This is a genomic window from Microbacterium sp. AR7-10 (assembly GCF_001878835.1).
Classification (GTDB): domain Bacteria; phylum Actinomycetota; class Actinomycetes; order Actinomycetales; family Microbacteriaceae; genus Microbacterium; species Microbacterium commune.
Genome location: NZ_MJIR01000030.1, coordinates 1 through 20767, shown reverse-complemented (window position 1 = coordinate 20767; position 20767 = coordinate 1). Strand labels below are relative to the sequence as shown.

The window sequence follows — 20767 nt, the reverse complement described above, 5'->3', positions numbered from 1 at the left end:
ATGTCCACACACGTGCTGAGCCTCCTGGTGGAGGACACTCCCGGCATCCTGACCCGCGTCGCGGGCCTGTTCGCCCGCCGCGGCTTCAACATCCACTCCCTCGCCGTCGGCGTGACCGAGGTCGCGGGGATATCCCGCATCACGGTCGTCGTCGATGTCGACGCCCTGCCGCTGGAACAGGTCACCAAGCAGCTGAACAAGCTGATCAACGTGATCAAGATCGTCGAGCTCGAGCCGTCGAGCTCGGTGCAGCGCGAGCACATGCTCATCAAGGTGCGCACCGACAACAACACCCGATCGAACGTGCTCGAGATCGTGAATCTGTTCCGCGCGTCGATCGTGGACTACGCCCCGGATGCCGTGGTCGTCGAGGTCACGGGCGACCAGGGCAAGGTGCAGGCGCTGCTGCGAGCCCTCGAGCCGTTCGGCATCAAGGAGCTCGCCCAGTCGGGCCTGCTCGCCATCGGGCGCGGCGGCAAGAGCATCACCGAGCGCGTCCTGCGCGGCTGACAGACTTTACGAACCACAAGCAAGGAGAAACAACACCGTGAGCACCGAGATCTTCTACGACGCAGACGCTGACCTCTCGATCATCCAGGGCAAGAAGGTCGCGATCGTCGGCTATGGCTCGCAGGGCCACGCCCACGCCATGAACCTTCGCGATTCCGGCGTCGAGGTCACCATCGCCCTCAAGGAGGGCTCGAAGTCGATCGCCAAGGCGGAGGAGGCGGGCTTCCCCGTCAAGAACGTCGCCGACGCAGCCGAGTGGGCCGACGTCATCATGATCCTCGCGCCGGACCAGCACCAGCGCACGATCTACAACGAGTCGATCAAGGACAAGCTGACCGCCGGCAAGGCGCTCGCCTTCGCGCACGGCTTCAACATCCGCTTCGGCTACATCGACGCCCCCGAGGGCGTCGACGTCATCCTCATCGCCCCCAAGGCGCCCGGCCACACCGTTCGTCGCGAGTTCGTCGCCGGCCGTGGCATCCCCGACATCATCGCCGTCGAGCGCGACGCATCGGGCACGGCGTGGAACCTCGCGCTGTCGTACGCCAAGGCCATCGGCGGCACCCGCGCCGGTGTCATCAAGACGACCTTCACCGAAGAGACCGAGACCGACCTGTTCGGCGAGCAGGCCGTGCTCTGCGGTGGCATGAGCCACCTCGTGCAGGCCGGCTTCGAGACGCTCGTCGAGGCGGGCTACCAGCCGCAGATCGCGTACTTCGAGGTGCTGCACGAGCTCAAGCTCATCGTCGACCTGATGTGGGAGGGCGGCATCGCCAAGCAGCGCTGGTCGATCTCCGACACCGCAGAGTTCGGCGACTACGTCTCGGGCCCCCGCGTGATCGACGCCGGTGTCAAGGAGCGCATGCAGGGCGTGCTCGCCGACATCCAGTCGGGCGCGTTCGCGAAGCGCTTCATCGAGGACCAGGACAACGGCGGCGAAGAGTTCCTCGCCCTTCGCGAGAAGGAGCAGGGCCACCCCATCGAGGCGACCGGCAAGGAGCTGCGCTCCCTGTTCGCCTGGAAGTCGCAGGACGAGGACTACGTCGAGGGCAGCGCCGCGCGCTGATCCGATTCTCGGAAGGGAGGCATCCGGTTCGCCGGGTGCCTCCCTTCGTCGTCGGCCTGGCAGATTCCTTCTCCAGACATCCGATGTCTGTGCGAGGATGGACGCATGCGACGGGACTGGTTCACTGAGGCGCGGTTCGGGATGTTCGTGCACTTCGGCATCTACAGCGCCGCCGCCCGGCACGAGTGGGTCCAGAACTACGAACGGCTCACCGACGACGACTATCGGCAGTACTTCGAGCACTTCGAGCCCGACCGGTTCGACGCTCGAGCGCTCGCGCGGCGCGCGAAGGCCACCGGGATGTCGTACGTCGTGCTCACCACGAAGCATCACGACGGATTCTGCCTGTTCGACTCAGCCCTCACCGACTTCACCGCGCAGACCGCGTGCGGTCGAGACCTGGTGCGCGAGTACGTCGATGCGCTGCGCACCGAGGGTCTGCGGGTCGGGCTGTACTACTCGCTGATCGACTGGCATCATCCCGACTTCACCGTCGACTGGAATCACCCGCGCCGTGACGACCCGAACGCCGCAGCGCTGAACGAGGGTCGCGATATGGCCCGCTATCGCGAGTACCTGCACGGCCAGGTGCGAGAGGTGCTGACCGGGTACGGGGCGATCGACTACCTGTTCTTCGACTTCACCTATCCCGACGATCGCGACGGCTGGGCCGGCAAGGGCCCGCAGGACTGGGATGCGGCAGGACTGCTGGAGCTGTGCCGCGATCTCCAGCCCGACATGCTCGTGAACGACAGGCTGGGCATCCCCGCCGATTTCGTGACCCCCGAGCAGTACCAGCCGACATCTCCTCTCGTCGTCGACGGGGTGCCACAGGTGTGGGAGGCCTGCCAGACGCTCAACGGCTCGTGGGGCTATCACCGCGACAACACCGATCAGAAGTCACCGACCCTGCTCGTGCAGATGCTCGCGGACTCCGTGTCGATGGACGGCAACATGCTGCTGAACGTCGGTCCCGACGGGCGCGGCGCACTCGCGCCGCGAGACGAGCGCACGCTCGACGAGATCGGCGAATGGATGCGGCTGCACCGCGACGCGATCGTCGGTGCGGGGCACGCCGGGTTCACCCCGCCGCGCGAGGGCGTCTACACCCGCCGCGGGAACCGCCTCTACCTGCACCTGTTCAGCTGGCCGCTCGGCTTCGTGCATCTGCCCGAGCTCGCAGGAAAGGTGACGTACGCTCGCCTGCTCGACGACGGCTCGTGGCTGAGAACGTCGACGGCCGATCCCGACCAGCAAGCCTCGCACATGACGCCGGCCGGCGAGGCGGAGGGGACACTGACCGTGCACCTGCCGGTGCGGCGCCCCGACGTGCTGATGCCCGTGATCGAGCTCACCCTGCGCTGAGCGCAGACTCTTCACGCCGCGGGCAGCTCGAGGGCGTCGAGTGCCAGCCGGGCAGCACCCAGGACGATCGCGTCCGCGCCGGTCCCCGCGGCTTCGATGCGCAGGTTCTGCGTCGCCAGGGGGTGGCATGCCTCGTACACGCGGCTGCGCACCGCGGCGAGGAAGGGCTCGGAGGCGCTCATGCTTCCCGTCAGGAATACCGCGTGCGGGTTGAAGAAGTTGACCATGCCGGACAGTGCCTGACCGAGATGCGTGCCCGCGGTGCGGACCAGGGTCGTGGCGATGGGATCGGCATCGCGAGCGAGCGCCAGCACCTGTTCGGTCGATCGGATGCCGGGGACGTCGCGCTCGGTGATCTGTCGCACCAGGCTGGCGCCGCTGGCGACCGTCTCCAAGCAGCCCGTGTTGCCGCAGGAACAGGGAACGGCGCCGCCCCCGTCGATCTGCGTGTGAGTGATGTCGCCGGCCGCGCCACTCGCGCCGCGGTACACGTGGCCGTCGACGATGATGCCGCTGCCGATGGCGGTGCCTGCCTTGACGGTGATGCTGTGCTGCGATGTGCCGAATTGCGCCCGGTGCTCACCGAGGGCAGCGAGGTTCGCGTCGTTGTCGACGACGACGGGCGCGCTGCCGAAACGTCCGTGCAGGTGCTCGTCGACGCGGAACCCCGCCCAGCCTGGCATGCGCGAGGGCTGGTCGACGCTGCCTGAGCCCGTCCGCACCGGGCCGGGAAGGCCGACGCCGATAGCCCGGACGGTCGCCCCGGTCACCATCTTCTCCATCGCCGCCGCGACGAGGGCAAGCGTGCGTTCCGGTCCTTGGGTGAGATCGATCGGGATGCTGTGGGTGCGCTGGAGCGCCCCGGACAGACCGTGGCGCCCGAGGCGTGCGTGCCCACCGCCGAGGTCCGCGGTGAGGACGACACCGCCATCGTCGGAGACGCGCAGCATCCGCGGGCGCCGTCCGCCTCGCGAGCTGCCTTCCCCGGCCTCCTGCAGCATCCCCGACTCGAGCAGCGCCTGCACACGCAACCCGACCGTCGACGCGGCCACTCCGAGCTGATCGGCGAGTTGCGAACGCGAGCGGGCGCGCCCGCTCGCGACGAGGTCGAGGATCCGGCGGGTGTCGTCTGGTGCTGCGGAGGCCATGGGCTCGTCTCTGGTAGGTATCGGTTCGGCAACGCTGGCCAGACATCCGATGTTCGGCTTGCGCTTGGCATCGAATCATGACACGGTACCTTCCTGCAAAACAATCAGATGTTGTTTCGAATGTCGAAATAACTCGTCAAGAACCCTGTGCAAGGAGGCATTCAATGAAGAAGATGCGGGTGAGCGCCGTAGCGGCGATCGCGGTGGGCGCAGTCGCGATGACCGGCTGCGCGAGTGGCAGCGGAGCATCGAACGGCGGAGCTGATGGAGACGCCATCGTCGTCGACATGTGGTCGGGCAGCGAAGAGGACACCGCAGCGCTCGAGGCCCAGATCGAGGTCGCCAAGAAGCAGAACCCCGACATCAAGATCGAGCTGCGCACCGCGCCCTGGGGTGACTTCTTCACCAAGCTGACCACCAACATGGCGTCGGGCAACATGGCCTGCGTGACCGGGATGAACTCCGGTCAGCTCGCCAGCTACACCGACGGCTTCCTCAAGCTCACCGCCGACGACCTGAAGACCGCAGGGCTCGCCGAGAGCGACTTCGCCGACGGCGCGACCGAGATCCTGAAGAACAAGGGCGACATGTACGGCCTGCCGTTCGACGTCGCGACCATGCTGGCGTACTACAACGAGGACATGCTCACCAGCGCCGGCGCCGAGCTGCCGACCGTCGGGTGGACGTTCGACGACTTCGAGGCGATCGCCGCGAAGGCGACGACCGGCGGCAAGTACGGCTTCGGCATCGGCATGGGCGACTTCCAGTGGCAGGCCCTGCCTATCGCCAAGTCGGGAACACAGCCCGTGGCCGAGGACGGCACCCTGCAGCTCGACGACAAGGACTTCGTGTCCGCCTCCGAGTGGTACGCCGGGCTCGTCACCGACCAGAAGGTCGCCGCCCCGGTGGCATCCGCATCCGACACGGGCTGGGGAGAGAACCAGTTCACCGGCCAGAACGCGGCCATGGCCGTTGACGGCACGTGGAACGCCGTGGGCTACCTGACCAACGATGCCGGCTTCAAGGCAGGCCTCGCCCCGCTGCCCACCGGCGAGAACGGAGACCTCAGCCTGATTCTGGGCTCCGGCTTCGGCATCGCCAAGTCGTGTGAGAACAAGGAGGCAGCGCTGAAGGTGCTCGGCTCGCTTCTCAGCAAGGACGCCCAGGACTACATCGCGTCGTCCGGCCGCAGCTACCCCGCACGCGCGGAGAGCCAGCCGCTGTACTTCGAGTCGCTCGATGAGGCGTACCGGGATGAGGTGCAGTCGGTGTTCGAGGCCGCCTTCGCGAACGTGCAGGGCCAGTACGTCTCGGACAACTGGGCCAAGGTCGGCACCTTCGTTCAGCCCGAGCTGGTGAGCGTGTACAACGGCCAGACGCCCATGTCGGACGTGCTCTCCTCGGCGCAGCAGCAGTTCGGCAACTGACACATCGATCCGGGGCATCAGCCCCGACTAAGGAAACGCAGATGACCACCTCGACCGCCCCGCAGCGTCGTCGCGGGTCGTTCGCCAAGGTCGAGGCGCGCCAGGCGCTGGGCTTCGCAAGCCCAGCCCTGGTGGGCCTCGCCCTGTTCACGATCGTGCCCGTCGTCTTGTCCGTCGTGATGAGCTTCTTCGACTGGCCGACGTTCGGCGAACGCACCTTCAACGGCGGCGCAAACTACCTCCGCCTGTTCGACGACCCGAACTTCCTCCCGTCGCTGCGCAACACGCTGGTGTTCACGGTCCTCTACGTCCCGATCAGCATCGCGCTGTCGCTGGCCCTCGCTCTGGGTCTCGGACCACGGATCCGCGGTCGGGGTGCACTGCGAGTGCTGTTCTTCATCCCCGTGGTGACGCCGATGGTCGCGAACGTGCTGGTGTGGAAGATGCTGCTCCAGCCGCAGGGCCTGTTCAACGGGCTGTCGCAGACCTGGTTCGGGGTCGAGCTGCCCAACTTCCTCGCCGATCGTCAGTGGGCCATGATCATGGTCGTCGTGATGAGCGTCTGGCAGGGACTCGGCTACAACATGCTCATCTTCTCCGCAGCTTTGGAGCAGCTGCCCGAGAGCGTGGTCGAGGCCGCGCGCATCGATGGGGCACGTGGACTGCGCATGATCTGGAACGTGATGATTCCGATGATCTCACCGGCGATCTTCTTCGCCACGATCATGACGATGATCACCTCGCTGCAGGTCTTCGTGCAGCCGCAGCTGCTCACCGGCGGCGGACCGGGCAACTCCACCATGCCGCTGGTTATGTGGATCTACAACCAGGGCTTCAAGTTCCAGGACCTCGGCCTCGCGGCTGCCGGAGCCTGGATCCTCTTCGCCCTCATCATCATCATCACCGCGCTGCAGTTCGGAGCGCAGAAGAAGTGGGTGCACTATGAGCACTGACACCGTCGTGCAACCGGTTCTCACCGCCGCACCCGACGACGAGCAGGTGCACGTGGAAGGCCGTCGCGGTCGCGCGCCGATGACGCGTGCGGCTCGTGTGCGCCTGATCATCGGCCACGTCACCATCTACGTCGCGGCCGCGCTGTTCATGCTGCCGCTGGTGTACGCGTTCTTCTCTGCGCTGAAGCCGAACAACGACATCTTCTCGATGCCACCGCGCCTGATCGGCTCTGAGATTCGCTGGTCCAACTTCGCGGATGTGTTCGCCTTCGGTCCGTTCTGGACCTACATCGGCAACTCGCTGTTCGTCTCCGTGGCAGGCACCCTTGTCGTGCTGCTGGTCTCGACCACCGCCGGATACGCGTTCGGGCGGCTGCGCTGGAAGGGCCGCGACGCGGTGTTCGTGCTCTTCCTCGCCACTCTGATGGTGCCCGCCGAGGTGCTCGTCATCCCGATGTTCCAGGTCATGCAGTGGTTCGGCTGGGTCGACACCTATCAGGCCCTGATCTTCCCGTTCGCGTTCACCGCGTTCGGCACGTTCCTGATGCGTCAGTTCTTCCGCGGCATCCCGTACGAGCTCGAGGAGGCGGCACGCGTCGACGGTGCCGGGCCCATCCGCTCCTTCCTGCAGATCATCCTGCCGCTGTCGACGTCGGCGGTGGCGGTGCTGGCGGTGTTCACCTTCCTCTCGTTCTGGAACAGCTACCTGTGGCCGCTGATCGTCACGGTCGACTACAACGCGCACGGCACGCTGCCGGTGGGTCTGGCCAGTTTCTCCGGTCTGACCGGCACGCGCTGGGACCTGCAGATGGCCGCATCGATCATCTCGATGATCCCGACCACGCTGTTGGTGGTCGCGTTGCAGAAACACCTGGTCAAGGGCATCGCCATGGCCGGGCTCGGTGGGCGCTGATCTCGGTATGACACAGCATCACGAGACCGATACGACGCCCGGTCACGCCGGGATCGACATCGGCGGTACGAAGATCGCCGCGCTCATCGTCGACGAGTCGGGAGCGATCCGCGCGCGCGGGACCGTGGCCGCGCCGGCGCGCGAGGGCGGCTCGGCCATGGCCGATGCCGCAGCCCGGCTCGTCGAGGGCCTCGCCCGCGAAGCCGCCGTCCGGCTTCGCAGCGCCGGCGTCGGCGCCGCGGGTGTCATCGACCACCAGACGGGCTCCATCCGTGCGGCGTCGGCGACCTTCGTCGACTGGGCGGGATTCCCGCTCGGCCACGAGCTCTCCGCGCGATTGGATGTGCCGGTCGGTGTGGAGAACGATGTGAACGCGTTCCTGCTCGGCGAGGCGGCCGCCGCCGGCATCCGCGACGACGTCCTCGGCGTCATGCTGGGCACCGGGGTCGGGGGAGCGGTGATCATCGACGGGGAGCTGCGTCGTGGACCGCACGGCGCCGCGGGAGAGATCGGCCATACCCCCGGGTACAGCGATCTCGTCTGCACCTGCGGGCAGATCGGGCACCTCGAGACCCTCGCCTCCGGCACATCCATCGGGCTGCGCTACGCCGAACGCAGCGGCCGGCATGTCGGCGGTTCGCGCGAGGTCGCCGTCCTCGCCCGCGAAGGGGACGCCGACGCGTGCGCCGTCTTCCACGCCGCGGGGCGCGCGCTCGGCCGTGCCTGCGCGAGTGCGGCCACGCTGCTCGACCTGCCGCGCGCGATCGTCGGCGGGGGAGTCGCGCACGCCTGGGAGCTGCTGCGTCCGGGAATCGACGACGCGCTGCGCACCGATGCCCCCGTCTCGGGCATCCCCCTGCACATCCTGCCCGCCCGTCTCGGCGGCGACGCAGTGGCGCTGGGCGCCATCGAGACCGCGCGCAGCCTGGCGCTGGCTGCGGCATCCTGACCACCTCTCATCCGAAGGAGCGACAGTGACCGACCGACCCGAAGCCAGCGAGATCTGGATGGGCCCTCTGCCGGCCCTGACCGAGGGCGGCCTTGCGGCGCCGCGCATCGGCATCGCCGGTATCTCCATCGAATCCAGCACCTTCTCACCGCATGTGTCCGGAGATGAGGCGTTCACGATCCGCACCGGCGAAGAGCTGATCGGCTATTACCCCTTCCTCGACGCCGGTCGCGAACTGCGCGAAGCCGCGACCTGGGTGCCGCTGTACCACGGACGTTCGCTGCCCGGCGGAGCGGTCGACCCCGAGACGTACCGCCGCATGAAGCAGGCCATCCTCACCGCGATCCGCGCCGAGGGCCCCTTCGACGGCTTCTTCTTCGACATCCACGGCGCGATGAGCGTGATCGGGATGCAGGACGCCGAGGGCGATCTCGCCGCGGCGGTGCGCGAGGCGCTCGGCCCTGACACCCTGATCTCCACCTCGATGGACCTGCACGGAAATGTGTCCGAAGTGCTGCGCGACGAGGTCGACCTGCTCACCTGCTACCGGATGGCCCCGCACGAGGACTGGCTGAACACCAAGGAGCGCGCCGTCTGGAACCTGCTCGCACGCCTGCGCGGCCCGCACGGAGCGGATCCGGCGCTCCGCCGCCCCTACAAGGCCTGGGTGCCGGTGCCCGTGCTGCTGCCCGGCGAGAAGACCTCGACGCGGCTCGAGCCGGCGAGGAGCATCTACGCCGAGCTGCCCGGCATCGAGGCGATGGAGGGTGTGGTCGACGCATCCGTGTGGATCGGATACGCGTGGGCCGACGAGCCGCGTTGTCAGGCTTACGTGGTCGTGATGGGCGACGACGAGCAGCTCATCGCGCGCGAGGCCGAGCGCGTCGCCAGGATGTTCTGGGACGCGCGTGAGGGCTTCGTCTTCGTGGCGCCGACCGCGTCGCTCGATGGTGCCCTCGAGAAGGCGCTCGCACCGGATGCCGCCCGGCCGTACGTCATCTCCGATTCCGGCGACAATCCGACCGCCGGCGGGGCAGGGGACGTCACCTGGACGCTGGGCGAGCTGCTGGCGCGCCCGGAGCTGACCGACGGCTCGCGCACCACGCTGGTCGCGTCGATCTTCGACGCTCCGGCCGTGCAGGCCGCCCGCGAGGCGGGTGTAGGCGCGACCGTGACGCTGACCGCCGGTGCTCGTGTGGATGCGGGCCCGCGAGGCCCGGTGCAGATCACCGGTCGGGTGCACTCGCTGACGGACGGCGATCCGGACGCCGGCATGCAGGCGGTCATCGCCGTCGGCGGGCTGCACGCGATCATCACCGAACGACGCAAGCCCTTCCACCACCTGGACGACTTCCGCATGCTGGGACTCGACCCCGAGTCTGCTGACATCGTGGTGGTGAAGATCGGCTATCTCGAGCCTGAGCTCTACGGCCTCGCGGCCGACTGGACGCTCGCCCTCACACCGGGCGGAGTCGACCAGGATCTGCTGCGCCTCGGCCATCACCACCTGCTGCCCGGGGTGTTCCCCTTCGACACCGACGGGGCCCCGACACTCACCGCTCATGTGAGCCGACGAGAGGAGACGCACGCGTGCTGAACTTCGAGACCCGCACCGGACCCGACTTCGGCGCCGACAGCCCCGTGTACCCGAGCAACGGCGTGCCTGACTGGTACCGCGATGCGAAGCTCGGCTTCTTCGTGCACTGGGGGCTCTACTCGGTGCCGGCCTGGGCTGTGCAGCACGGCGAGGGAGTGAACATCCCCGCCGAGGACGCGTACGCGTGGCATCAGTACGCCGAGTGGTACGGGAACACGGTGCGCATCGCGGGCAGCCCGACGTGGGAGCGCCACCAGCGCCTCTACGGGCCGGGCACATCGTACGAGGATCTCGCCGACCTGTGGGACGCGTCGGCCTTCGACGCCGATGCCTTCGTCGCGGAACTGGTCGGCGCGGGCGCCAGGTACATCATCCCCACCACGAAGCACCACGAGGGCTTCTGCCTCTGGAACACCGCGACGACCGGGTTCAACTCGGCCGCCCGTGGGCCGCGCCGCGATCTCATCCGCGAGTTCCACGACGCCAGCCGCAGGGCGGGGACGCGCTTCGGCGTGTATTACTCCGGTGCGCTGGACTGGCATGTCAGCGACTTCCCGCCGATCGAGTCCGACACCGACCTGTTCCGCTTCCGACGCAACGACGAGCACTTCTCGCGCTACTCCGCGGAGCAGCTCGAAGAGCTGATCGAGCGGTTCTCGCCGGACGTGCTCTGGAACGACATCGAATGGCCGGATGGAGGGAAGGGCCACGACGACTTCGCGGTGGCCGCCGTGCTCGGGCGGTACTTCGACGCCGTCCCCGACGGCGTCGTCAATGACCGATGGGGAGTGCCCTACCATGGCTTCCTCACGCGCGAGTACCGCCACATCCCTGGCATCCTGGAGACACCGTGGGAGTCGACGCGCGGACTCGGGTACTCGTTCGGATTCAACCAGGCCGAGGATGAACGCCATTCGCTCTCCGGCGCCGAGCTCATCCGCATGCTCGTCGATGTCGTGTCGAAGAACGGCAATCTGCTCATCAACGTCGGTCCCGCCGCCGACGGATCGATCCCCGACCTGCAGCGTGCGGCGATGCGGGAGATGGGAGCCTGGCTCACGCAGAATGGAGCGGCCGTCTACGGCACCCGCCCGTGGATCCGCTTCGGCGAGCCGCTCGTCCCCATCCGATACACCGCATCTGCGCAAGGGGTGCACGTGCACGCACTGGACCCGTCATCCGGCGAGATGCCCCTGCCCGCAGAACTCGCGGGTCGCGAGGCGCGGTGGGCCGACGGCTCGATCGCCGAGTCGGCTCCGCGCGGCGATGGGGCTTCGGTGCTGACCATCCCGGACGCTCTGCGCAGCACGCCGGTCGCGGTGGCGACGATCTCATGAGCTCACTGGTGGCGCTCGAGATCGCGGTACAGGATGCTGTCGGCGCGCGCATCGCATTCGACGCCGGCGCCGATCGGGTGGAGCTGTGCCAGGCGCTCTCGAGCACCGGAGGGCTGACACCGTCGGCGGGCACGATCGAGGCGGTGCTCCAGGCCGCTCAGACCGGCGCGAGGGTGGCCGTGCTGGTTCGACCCCGGCCGGGCGGTTTCGTCTACGACGCCGATGAGATCGCGCTCGTGGCAGCCGACATCCGAGAGGTGGTCCGACGCGGGGCCGGTGGCGTCGTCGTCGGCGCGCTCACCCCCGCGGGCCGGGTGGACGAGAGCGCGATGCGACGCTGGGTCGACGCGGCAGATCACGTCGATGTCGTGTTCCACCGCGCCATCGACGTGATCTCCGAACCCGCCTCTATCATGGACGCTCTCGCTGGTCTCGGCGTGCGTCGAGTGCTCACGAGCGGCGGTGCGGCGCGAAGCATCGACGGCGTCCGGGTGATCGAAGACATCGCCCGTGGCTCGAGGGGACGTATCGAGGTCATGACCGGCGGGGGAGTGCGACCGCAGGACATCCCGCGTCTGGTGCGTGCGGGCGCTGATGCCGTGCACCTGTCGGCACGGGCATCGTCGTCGGACTCGGCAGCTGCGGGGCCGGGCGGGGGCCTGACGGGCTTCGACGTCACCGACGCGGCGATCGTCGCATCGGCTCGCGCCGCGCTCGACCGCGCCATGGTGGACGTGCCGGGGTGACCCCGACTCAGGCAGCGTCCTCCACGACGATCGGCGCGGTGTCGCCGTCGGACCACTCGGGCGCCGGCAGAGTCACCGTCTCGCCGGCCTGAATCTGGCGCAGGGCATCGGCGATCTCGTCTGAGTTCGCGGGCACGGGCAGGCCGCACTTCTCCAGCTCGGACGCGAACTTCAGCGTCAGGCGCTGCTTGCCAGCCTCGACGGCCTGAGCGGTCGTGCCGTACCTGATCTCGCTGCCGGTCTGGATATCGGGAACCTGATCGCACACGTGGAAGACCTTGCCGCCGTCGACCCAGGTGACCACGTCCGCCCCGAGCAGCTGGATCACCGTCGACTGGTCGGCGGTGTACTTCTCCACCGACGGAGGGTTGGCGTCGACCCCGACGATCGTGGCGATGACGGCCAGCACGATCCCGACGGCGCCGGCGATGCCCTTCTGCCGTCCGTCCATGTCCTTGTTCAGGAAGATCATCACGATCAGCGGCAGGAACGCCACCACGGCGATGATGGCTCCGAGCTGATTCTGCACGAAGAAGCGCACGGTGTCGGATCGCTCTGCCGGATCCAGACGATTCGCCTTCTTCCAGAGGATCGAGCCCCCGATCGCGAGCGCGGCGATGACCACGAGCATCACGAGCAGAGTGACGAAGGCCCACTGCGGGAACGTCGTCTCGACGCCGTCCGCCACCAGCAGTCCGCTGTCGGGGTCGCGCCTGAGCTCGCCGTCGCCTGTCGTCTCGCGCTGCCTCAGCAGCCAGAAGATCGCGACGGCCTCCGCCGTGATCGCGACCGCCCAGAGCCCCGCGGCGATCAGACGCAGCATCGTCGCTCTCTGCGTGGCCTCGGCCGTCGGGCGCCAGGGGCGCTCGCCCGCATCATGCCCGTCGCGGTCGGTGGGGACCGGTCTGCTGTCGTCTGTCACGTTCGTCCTCCCGGAGGCTGTGAGCTGAGCATAGTGGGAGGGGGATCGGCGTGGGTACGCTGGAGGGATGAACCCGGACCCTGAGGATGACGCTCTCAGCTGGGAGGGCGACGACGCGCTCGAGGCGCGCCGCCCCGACCCGCGCCGTGCACCGAGCGCAGATGTCGCTCACGGTGGACCGGCGGATCGTGAACCGGCAGATGCGCGAGCCGCAGAGGTCGATGACGAGCCGCAGGGGATAGGCACCGCGACGCTCGTGCTGCTCGGCATCTTCGGGGGTGTCTACCTGCTGTACACGATCGGCTGGGCGATCGGGGGAGTGGGGATGCAGGCTAAGGCCATGTTCATGCTGCCCGCCCCCCTCTATCTCGCCAGCATGTGGATCGCCGTGCTGGCTCCCGCGCTGTGGTTCACGGCCACTCTGATGCTGACCCGTGGGGGCAGGGACTGGGTGCGAATCAGCGCGCTGGTGGTCGGTGCGGCTCTTCTCGTGCCGTGGCCCTTCGTCGTCGCCGGGGGAGGGGGAGCGCTGTGAATGAGGACACTCCGACCGCTTCGCGCACCGACTCCCGTCTCGGCAGCGCGGTACGCGGGTTCGCCACCGGCATCCTCGGGCTGGCCCACGCGTTCATCATCTGGAACGCCACCTTCTACCTGATCGAGATGGCTCAGGCGGGCATCAGCGGGTACGGCTGGACCGTGCTCTCGCTGCCGGTGATCGTGCCGATGATCGTGTTCGCGGTCGCGCTGCTGCTCGCTCGCCGACGCACCCTCGGGGTGTTCATCGTCACGCTGCTCGCCGGCCTCGGAGTGAGCGCGGTGTTCTGGCTCGACACGCTGAGCTTCGCACTGCGCAACGGGGCGTCGCTGCTCGGCTGATCGGCCTGTCGACTCGGACCGTCACACGGTGGGGTGCGGTGTCGGCGCTGAGGTAAAGTGTGTCGCGATTGCGTCCCGACGGCGTGCGGCGCATCGGCTGACCATCGCTCGTCCTGCCCCGAAGGATACCTGTGCCGAACAACACCGCCACCAAGCCCGTCGTCCTGCTCGCAGAGGTGCTCTCGCCCGCGACGATCGAGGCGCTGGGACCTGACTTCGACGTGCGCGAGGTCGATGGAACCGATCGTGAGGCGCTGTTCGCGGCTCTCGCCGACGCGGATGCCGTGCTGGTGCGCTCTGCCACCCGCATCGACGCCGAGGCGCTGTCGCACGCGCCCAAGCTGAAGGTCGTCGCCCGAGCCGGCGTCGGGCTCGACAACGTCGACATCAAGGCCGCCACCGCGGCGGGCGTCATGGTCGTCAACGCCCCGACCTCGAACATCGTCTCGGCGGCGGAGCTCACCGTCGGACACATCCTGAGCCTCGCCCGTCGCATCCCCGCCGCGCACGCCTCGCTCTCGAGCGGTGCGTGGAAGCGCAGCTCGTTCACCGGAGCCGAGCTGTTCGAGAAGACGGTCGGCATCATCGGTCTCGGCCGGATCGGCGCGCTCGTCGCCGCGCGCCTGAACGCGTTCGACATGCGCGTCATCGCCTACGACCCGTACGTCACCAGTGCCCGCGCGCAGCAGCTCGGCGTGCAGCTCGTCACGCTCGATGAGCTCGTCGCCGAGTCGGACTTCATCACCATCCACATGCCCAAGACCCCCGAGACGACCGGCATGATCGCGGCCGAGCAGTTCGCCGCGATGAAGCCGACGGCTTTCGTGGTCAACGTGGCGCGCGGCGGGCTGATCGACGAGGCGGACCTGCACGAGGCTCTCGTCGCCGGCGAGATCGCCGGCGCCGGGCTCGACGTGTTCACCTCCGAGCCCCCCGCCGAGGACAGCACCGCCCGCGCGCTGCTCGGCCTGCCCAACGTCGTCGTCACCCCGCACCTCGGCGCGAGCACCGATGAGGCGCAGGAGAAGGCCGGCGTGTCCGTCGCCCGCTCGGTGCGGCTCGCGCTCGGCGGCGACCTCGTGCCCGACGCGGTCAACGTCGCCGGCGGCGTCATCGACCCGTACGTGCGTCCCGGCATCCCGCTCGTCGAGAAGCTCGGTCAGATCTTCTCCGCGCTCGCCCAGGCCCCGCTCACCAGCCTCGACGTCGAGGTGCACGGCGAGCTCAACAACTACGACGTCAGCGTGCTGCGCCTCGCCGCACTCAAGGGCGTCTTCACCAACATCGTCAGCGAGACGGTGTCGTACGTGAATGCACCGCTGCTCGCCGAGCAGCGCGGCGTCACCGTGCGCCTGCTGCAGGACGAGATCAGCGAGGAGTACCGCAACGTCATCACGCTGCGCGGCGCCCTCTCCGACGGTTCGCAGCTGGCCGTGTCGGGTACCCTCACCGGCCCGAAGCAGATCGAGAAGCTCGTGTCGATCAACGAGCACGCGATCGAGCTGCCGATCGAGAAGCACCACGTCGTGATGCTCTACACCGACCGTCCTGGCATCGTCGCGGTCTACGGCCAGAAGTTCGGCGACGCCGGCATCAACATCGCCGGCATGCAGATCGCGCGCGAGGCCGCGGGCGCCCAGGCGCTCAGCGTTCTGACGCTCGACTCGCCGGTCTCGGAGGAGCTGCTCGAGGACGTCAGCGCGGCGATCGATGCCGACCTGTTCCGTCAGATCGAGATCGCCGACGTCTGATCCCGCGGATATGCCGACGCGGGCTCCGTTTCATTCCGGGGCCCGCGTCGTCGCTTCCACCAACAGGGCGATCAGCCGATCGAGAGCGGCGCCGGTCGGTACGAACTCGCTCACCGCGGTCTGGTCGTCGCTCGGCTCGGCCAGTGAGTTGTTGAAGTAGAGACCGTCACTCAGCAGCATGACCATGTCGAGTGCGGTCTCGTCGCGCACATGCGGGCGGATGCCGTCGGCCCACCGCATCCGCACGTCGCGCAGGGCAGCGGATGCCAGGGCGGAGCCGCCCTGCGCGAGCCGGGTGGTCGCGATCAGGGCGCGATCGAGCGCGTCGTCCTCCATGACCGAGGTGCGCACGTAGTACGCGATGGCGCCGTCCTCGGCATCCGACATCCGCTCGAGATCGTCGTCGGTGAGTGCTGCAAGACGGGCGACGAGGCCGGCGGTGAGATCGTCCTTCGACCCGAAGTGATAGAGCAGCCCGCCCTTCGACACCCCGGCCTCCCGCGCGACGGCCTCCAGAGTGGCGGCACGCTCTCCGTCGGCGATGAGGATGCTCTGGTACGCGTCGAGCACGCGTTCGCGAGCGAGCGGGGGACGGGACATCACGTTCTCCAGACGATCGGGGGCATGTGTTACTGTACCATCCGGACGGTTTACAAAGCTCGCCGATCCAGACGCAGAAGAGGTGCACGAATGTCCGTCACGGCCCCGGTCCGGCTGACCCACGAGGATGGCGCGCGCGTCGGCGCGAGAGGGTGGGCCGCGCTGGCCGTCCTCATGCTGCCCGTGCTGCTGGTGTCGGTCGACAACACCGTGCTCAGCTTCGCACTGCCCGAGATATCGCTCGCGCTGCGTCCCTCCGGCGCCGAGCAGCTCTGGGTGATCGACGTCTACTCGCTCGTGCTCGCCGGCCTGCTCGTGACCATGGGGGTGATGGGAGACCGGTTCGGACGGCGGCGGATGCTGTTCATCGGCGCCACCGGTTTCGCCGTCGTCTCCGTGCTGGCAGCCTTCGCGCCGACCGCAGGGCTGCTCATCGCCGCGCGCGCCGCGCTCGGGTTCTTCGGCGCGATGCTCATGCCGTCAACCCTGTCGCTGCTGCGCTCGATCTTCCCCAACCGCGATCAGCGACGCCTCGCGATCGCGATCTGGGCATCCGGGTTCTCGGCCGGATCGGCGCTGGGACCCGTCGTCGGGGGATTCCTGCTCGAGCACTTCGCGTGGGGCTCGGTGTTCCTCATCGCGGTGCCCATGCTCGTCCCGCTGCTCATCGGCGGGTACTGGCTGCTGCCGGAGAGCCGTGATCCCAACCCGGGGCGGATCGACCCCATCGGCATCCTGCTGTCGATGGCAGCCATGCTCCCCGTCGTCTACGCCATCAAATCCTTCGCCGTCGACGGACCTACACTCGGCGCCGCGGCTCTCGTGCTCGTCGGCCTCGCGATGGGGTGGCTGTTCGTGCGCCGTCAGCTGCGCGCCGATATGCCCATGCTCGACATGAGCCTGTTCCGACGCGGCGGCTTCAGTGGTGCGATCCTCGTGAACCTGCTCAGCGTGATCGCCCTGGTCGGGTTCCTCTACTTCGTGCCGCAGCAGCTGCAGCTCGTGCTCGGGCTCTCGCCGATGACCGCCGGGCTCGCGCTGGTGCCAGGCATGGCAGCCATGATCGTCGCCGGGCTCAGCGTGGTGCCGATCTCTCGCCGTGTGCCCCCGCACATCGTCGTGCCCGCGGGTCTGGTGCTGTCGGTCGGCGGATATCTGATCGTCGCGTTCACCGCGCAGTCGAACAGCGTCGCCTGGCTGATCGCCGCCTTCGTCGTGCTGGGCATCGGGATCGGCGCCGCGGAGACCATCTCCAACGAGCTGATCCTCGCGCATGCTCCGGCGGAGAAGGCGGGGGCCGCCAGCGCGGTCTCCGAGACCGCCTACGAGCTCGGCGCCGTGCTCGGCACGGCCGTGCTGGGTGGGATCATCACGGCGTTCTACCGCGGTGCGCTGACGATCCCGAACGGCGTACCCGACGAAGCGGCCGCGCAGGCCCGGGAGACGCTCGCAGGAGCCTATGCGGCGGCGGAGAACCTGCCGGCGGCGCAGGCGGATGCCCTGTGGCGGGCCGCAGCGCACGCCTTCGACTCCGGCATCGTGACGACCTCCCTCATCGGCGCTCTGCTCGTGGCATCCGCCGTCGCCGTCGCCGCCACCACGCTGCGGCCGCCGCGCTGACATCCGGCGTGAGGGGCGCGTGGGCGCCGCTACGCTGGAGACAGTGTCCGCGGCGACCCGTGCCGCAGACGAGCAGCGTCCCAAGGAGATTCATGTCGCGCGTCGTGAAGCTGGCCGTCATCCCCGGTGACGGCATCGGACGAGAGGTCATCGCCGAGGCTGAGCGGGTGCTCGACGCGGTCACCGCCGACAGCGAGGTGACCTTCGAGAAGACGCCGTTCTCGCTCGGCGCCGACCGCTACCTCGCCACCGGCGACACGCTCACCGACGAGGATCTCGACGCGATCCGCGCGCACGACGCGATCCTGCTCGGTGCCGTCGGCGGCACGCCCGGCGATGAGCGGCTGAAGGATGCCAACATCGAGCGCGGCCTGCTGCTGAAGCTGCGCTTCGAGCTCGACCACTACGTGAACCTGCGCCCCTCGAAGCTGTTCCCTGGCGCATCCGGTCCGCTGGCCGACCCGGGTGAGATCGACTTCGTCGTCGTGCGCGAGGGCACCGAGGGGCCCTACGTCGGCAACGGCGGCGCGATCCGCAAGGGCACGCCGCACGAGGTCGCCAACGAGACGAGCGTCAACACCGCGTTCGGGGTGGAGCGCGTCGTCCGCTACGCGTTCGATCTCGCCGAGCGGCGACGCCAGAAGCTCACCCTGGTGCACAAGACCAACGTGCTCGTGCACGCCGGCGCGATCTGGAAGCGGATCGTCGATCAGGTGGCATCCGAGCACCCCGACGTCTCCGTCGACTACCTGCACGTCGACGCCGCCACCATCTTCCTCGTGACCGACCCGGCGCGCTTCGATGTGATCGTCACCGACAACCTCTTCGGCGACATCCTCACCGACCTCGCCGGTGCCGTCACCGGCGGCATCGGCCTCGCAGCCTCCGGCAACATCAACCCCGACGGCGCGTTCCCCTCGATGTTCGAGCCCGTGCACGGCTCGGCACCCGACATCGCCGGACAGCAGAAGGCCGATCCGACCGCAGCGATCCTGTCGGTCGCCCTGCTGCTCGACCACCTCGGCCTGCACGACGAGGCCGCGCGTGTCCAGCGGGCGGTCGAAGCCGACATCGCGAGCCGTGACGGCGCTCGCACCACCGTCGAGACGGGCGACGCGATCATCGCTCGTCTGCAGGCGTAATCTGAGAGCACGCGCGCATCGCCGCCGCATCCGACAGAGGACAGACATGACCGACACCGCCACCACGCCCAGCTCCGGCACCGCTGAGCTCACGTTCGCCGTGACGAAGAACCTCGCCGCCAAGAGCCCCGCTCAGCGCGACGAGATCCTGCAGAATCCGGGCTTCGGCACGAACTTCACCGACCACATGGTCGACATCTGCTGGTCTGAGAAGGGTGGCTGGCATCGCCCGCGCGTCCAGCCGTATGGTCCGATCTCGCTCGACCCGGCCGCCGCCGTGCTGCACTACGGGCAGGAGATCTTCGAGGGCATCAAGGCGTACCGGCACGCGGATGGCGCTGTTTACACGTTCCGTCCCGACCGCAACGCCGAACGCCTGCGCCGCAGCGCGCGCCGCCTGGCTCTACCGGAGCTGCCGACGGAGTACTTCATCCAGTCGATCCGCGAGCTCATCGCCGTCGACGGCGCCTGGGTGCCGTCCGGAGCCGACCAGAGCCTGTACCTGCGCCCGTTCATGTTCGCCAAGGAGGCGTTCCTCGGCGTGCGCCCCGCGAAGAAGGTCGCCTATTACCTGATCGCGTCGCCCGCCGGGGCCTACTTCACCGGCGGCGTGAAGCCGGTGCGCATCTGGCTGTCGAAGACCTACGCACGTGCGGGCAAGGGCGGCACGGGTGCGGCCAAGACCGGCGGCAACTACGCCTCCAGCTTGCTGCCGCAGGCCGAGGCCTCGGCTCAGGGCTGCGACCAGGTGGTCTTCCTCGACCAGGACGGCAACGTCGAAGAACTCGGCGGCATGAACGTCGTGTTCGTCTACAAGGACGGCCGGGTCGTCACGCCGCAGTCCGACAGCATCCTCGAGGGCATCACGCGCGACTCGCTGCTGCAGCTCGCCGAGGACCGCGGACTCACGGTCGAACGTCGGGCGGTGTCGCTCGACGAGTGGCGTCAGGGGGTGGCATCCGGCGACATCGTCGAGGTGTTCGCGTGCGGCACGGCCGCCGTGGTCACACCCATCGGCGCTCTCGTGTCGGACGACTTCGAAGACCAGCAGCCCCTCGGCGAGCTGGCGCTGTCGCTGCGCGAGGAGCTGACCGACATCCAGTACGGCCGCCGTGAGGACAAGCACGGCTGGCTGGTGCGGGTCGACTGACGTCCTCTCTCTTCCTTTTCTTCGCCGAGACCCCCACTTCGCGCCGACACCCCTACGTGGTGACGTGCGCAGGTGGGGGTGTCGGCATGAACAGGGGGTGTCGGCGAAGAGGTTCTTTCTGCACAGGGCGCCTCTGGCGCATTGCGGTGTGGAATAAGTCCATGCGGCACTCGGGGGTGCGCATCATGGAGCGATGCGTCGACGAATCGACATCGCTGAGGCAGATCGGATGCTGCTCACCCGCGAGCGCCTGCTGCAGGCTGGAGTCACCGTGCGGCAGCTGCGCGATGCCGTTGACGCGCGGAGCCTGCGCAGGGTTCACCGCGGATCCTACGTGCGGACGAAGGATTGGACCTCGCTCTGGTGGGAAGGACAGCACCTCCTGAAGGTGCTGGCGGTGAAGGCAGCGAGCACCGGAAGAGGACCGCTGTTCAGCCACGCCTCGGCAGCGGTGCTTTGGGGGCTGCCGATGTACCGGATGCGTGATCAACCAGTGCAGATCGTCATCGACGGGACGAGGCACAGTCGGGTGATCGCCGGAGTCGTGCGGCGCGACATGCGCCTCGATGACGAGGACATCGCCGAGGTAGAAGGCTTCCGCGTCACGTCGCTGATCCGCACGGCATTCGACGTCGCCCGCACAGCGGCGTTCGATACCGCGGTGAGCTGCGCCGACGCGGCCCTGCGCAGGC

The 20767-nt window shown here is 68.4% G+C and carries 19 protein-coding genes and 1 pseudogene; 17 read left to right on the top strand and 3 right to left on the bottom strand.

Annotated features, from left to right (window positions below; translation table 11 throughout):
• The 3 genes from ilvN to BFN01_RS01735 all read left to right on the top strand — a co-directional run bounded on the left by ilvN (window position 1) and on the right by BFN01_RS01735 (window position 2941).
• A complete protein-coding gene (gene ilvN / locus BFN01_RS01745; protein ID WP_071640900.1) occupies window positions 1-510 on the top strand; it encodes an acetolactate synthase small subunit in 510 nt (169 codons plus the stop codon).
• 37 nt (window positions 511-547) lie between these two features.
• Window positions 548-1576 carry a ketol-acid reductoisomerase gene (gene ilvC / locus BFN01_RS01740; RefSeq protein ID WP_071640898.1) on the top strand — a complete coding sequence of 343 codons (1029 nt, stop codon included), beginning with the start codon at window positions 548-550 and terminating at the stop codon, window positions 1574-1576.
• Between the two features lie 105 nt (window positions 1577-1681).
• Window positions 1682-2941, top strand: a complete 1260-nt coding sequence (locus BFN01_RS01735) for an alpha-L-fucosidase (protein WP_071640896.1) — start codon at window positions 1682-1684, stop codon at window positions 2939-2941.
• 11 nt (window positions 2942-2952) lie between these two features.
• On the opposite strand, the gene BFN01_RS01730 is transcribed toward BFN01_RS01735, so the two are convergent.
• On the bottom strand, window positions 2953-4089 hold the full coding sequence (locus BFN01_RS01730) for an ROK family transcriptional regulator (RefSeq protein WP_071640894.1): 1137 nt from the start codon (window positions 4087-4089) through the stop codon (window positions 2953-2955).
• A gap of 164 nt (window positions 4090-4253) precedes the next feature.
• On the opposite strand from BFN01_RS01730, the gene BFN01_RS01725 reads away from it, so the two are divergent.
• From BFN01_RS01725 to BFN01_RS01695, 7 genes are read left to right on the top strand one after another with little or no spacing between them, the layout of a single operon-like run.
• Complete coding sequence (locus BFN01_RS01725; protein WP_071640892.1) at window positions 4254-5516, top strand: ABC transporter substrate-binding protein; 1263 nt, start codon at window positions 4254-4256, stop codon at window positions 5514-5516.
• Between the two features lie 41 nt (window positions 5517-5557).
• The gene (locus BFN01_RS01720; RefSeq protein WP_071640890.1) at window positions 5558-6469 is read left to right on the top strand and encodes a carbohydrate ABC transporter permease; all 912 of its coding nucleotides are present in this window, start codon (window positions 5558-5560) and stop codon (window positions 6467-6469) included.
• On the top strand, window positions 6459-7382 hold the full coding sequence (locus tag BFN01_RS01715; RefSeq protein WP_071640888.1) for a carbohydrate ABC transporter permease: 924 nt from the start codon (window positions 6459-6461) through the stop codon (window positions 7380-7382). Before BFN01_RS01720 ends, BFN01_RS01715 begins: the two co-directional genes overlap by 11 nt.
• Before the next feature lie 7 nt (window positions 7383-7389).
• Complete coding sequence (locus BFN01_RS01710; protein ID WP_071641048.1) at window positions 7390-8331, top strand: ROK family protein; 942 nt, start codon at window positions 7390-7392, stop codon at window positions 8329-8331.
• A 58-nt stretch (window positions 8332-8389) separates the two neighbouring features.
• Entirely contained in the window at window positions 8390-9928 is a 1539-nt protein-coding gene (locus BFN01_RS01705) for a M81 family metallopeptidase (protein ID WP_305728263.1), read from the top strand.
• On the top strand, window positions 9922-11265 hold the full coding sequence (locus BFN01_RS01700; protein WP_071640884.1) for an alpha-L-fucosidase: 1344 nt from the start codon (window positions 9922-9924) through the stop codon (window positions 11263-11265). Before BFN01_RS01705 ends, BFN01_RS01700 begins: the two co-directional genes overlap by 7 nt.
• A complete protein-coding gene (locus BFN01_RS01695; RefSeq protein WP_071640882.1) occupies window positions 11262-12011 on the top strand; it encodes a copper homeostasis protein CutC in 750 nt (249 codons plus the stop codon). The genes BFN01_RS01700 and BFN01_RS01695 overlap by 4 nt, the downstream gene beginning before the upstream one ends.
• Window positions 12012-12018: 7 nt before the next feature.
• On the opposite strand, the gene BFN01_RS01690 is transcribed toward BFN01_RS01695, so the two are convergent.
• On the bottom strand, window positions 12019-12933 hold the full coding sequence (locus BFN01_RS01690; RefSeq protein ID WP_177243777.1) for a hypothetical protein: 915 nt from the start codon (window positions 12931-12933) through the stop codon (window positions 12019-12021).
• Between the two features lie 67 nt (window positions 12934-13000).
• On the opposite strand from BFN01_RS01690, the gene BFN01_RS01685 reads away from it, so the two are divergent.
• From BFN01_RS01685 to serA, 3 genes are all read left to right on the top strand, one after another.
• Window positions 13001-13468, top strand: coding sequence for a hypothetical protein (locus BFN01_RS01685; protein WP_071640880.1), 468 nt, complete (start codon window positions 13001-13003; stop codon window positions 13466-13468).
• Complete coding sequence (locus tag BFN01_RS01680) at window positions 13465-13812, top strand: hypothetical protein (protein WP_071640878.1); 348 nt, start codon at window positions 13465-13467, stop codon at window positions 13810-13812. Before BFN01_RS01685 ends, BFN01_RS01680 begins: the two co-directional genes overlap by 4 nt.
• A 131-nt stretch (window positions 13813-13943) precedes the next feature.
• Window positions 13944-15563 (top strand): phosphoglycerate dehydrogenase, encoded by a 1620-nt coding sequence (gene serA / locus BFN01_RS01675; protein ID WP_071640876.1) that lies wholly within the window; start codon window positions 13944-13946, stop codon window positions 15561-15563.
• 30 nt (window positions 15564-15593) lie between these two features.
• Here the strand turns inward: serA and BFN01_RS01670 are convergent, their stop codons facing one another.
• Window positions 15594-16163: a TetR/AcrR family transcriptional regulator gene (locus tag BFN01_RS01670; RefSeq protein ID WP_071640874.1), complete on the bottom strand. Its 570-nt coding sequence runs from the start codon at window positions 16161-16163 to the stop codon at window positions 15594-15596.
• Window positions 16164-16253: 90 nt separating this feature from the next.
• Here BFN01_RS01670 and BFN01_RS01665 point away from each other — a divergent pair, with 90 nt between their 5' ends.
• The 4 genes and pseudogenes from BFN01_RS01665 to BFN01_RS01650 all read left to right on the top strand — a co-directional run.
• Window positions 16254-17783, top strand: a complete 1530-nt coding sequence (locus tag BFN01_RS01665) for an MFS transporter (RefSeq protein ID WP_071640871.1) — start codon at window positions 16254-16256, stop codon at window positions 17781-17783.
• Window positions 17784-17875: 92 nt separating this feature from the next.
• Entirely contained in the window at window positions 17876-18925 is a 1050-nt protein-coding gene (locus BFN01_RS01660; protein WP_071640869.1) for a 3-isopropylmalate dehydrogenase, read from the top strand.
• A 46-nt stretch (window positions 18926-18971) separates the two neighbouring features.
• On the top strand, window positions 18972-20075 hold the full coding sequence (locus BFN01_RS01655; protein WP_071640867.1) for a branched-chain amino acid aminotransferase: 1104 nt from the start codon (window positions 18972-18974) through the stop codon (window positions 20073-20075).
• A gap of 193 nt (window positions 20076-20268) precedes the next feature.
• A pseudogene (locus BFN01_RS01650) lies at window positions 20269-20767 on the top strand (hypothetical protein); the annotation flags it as partial.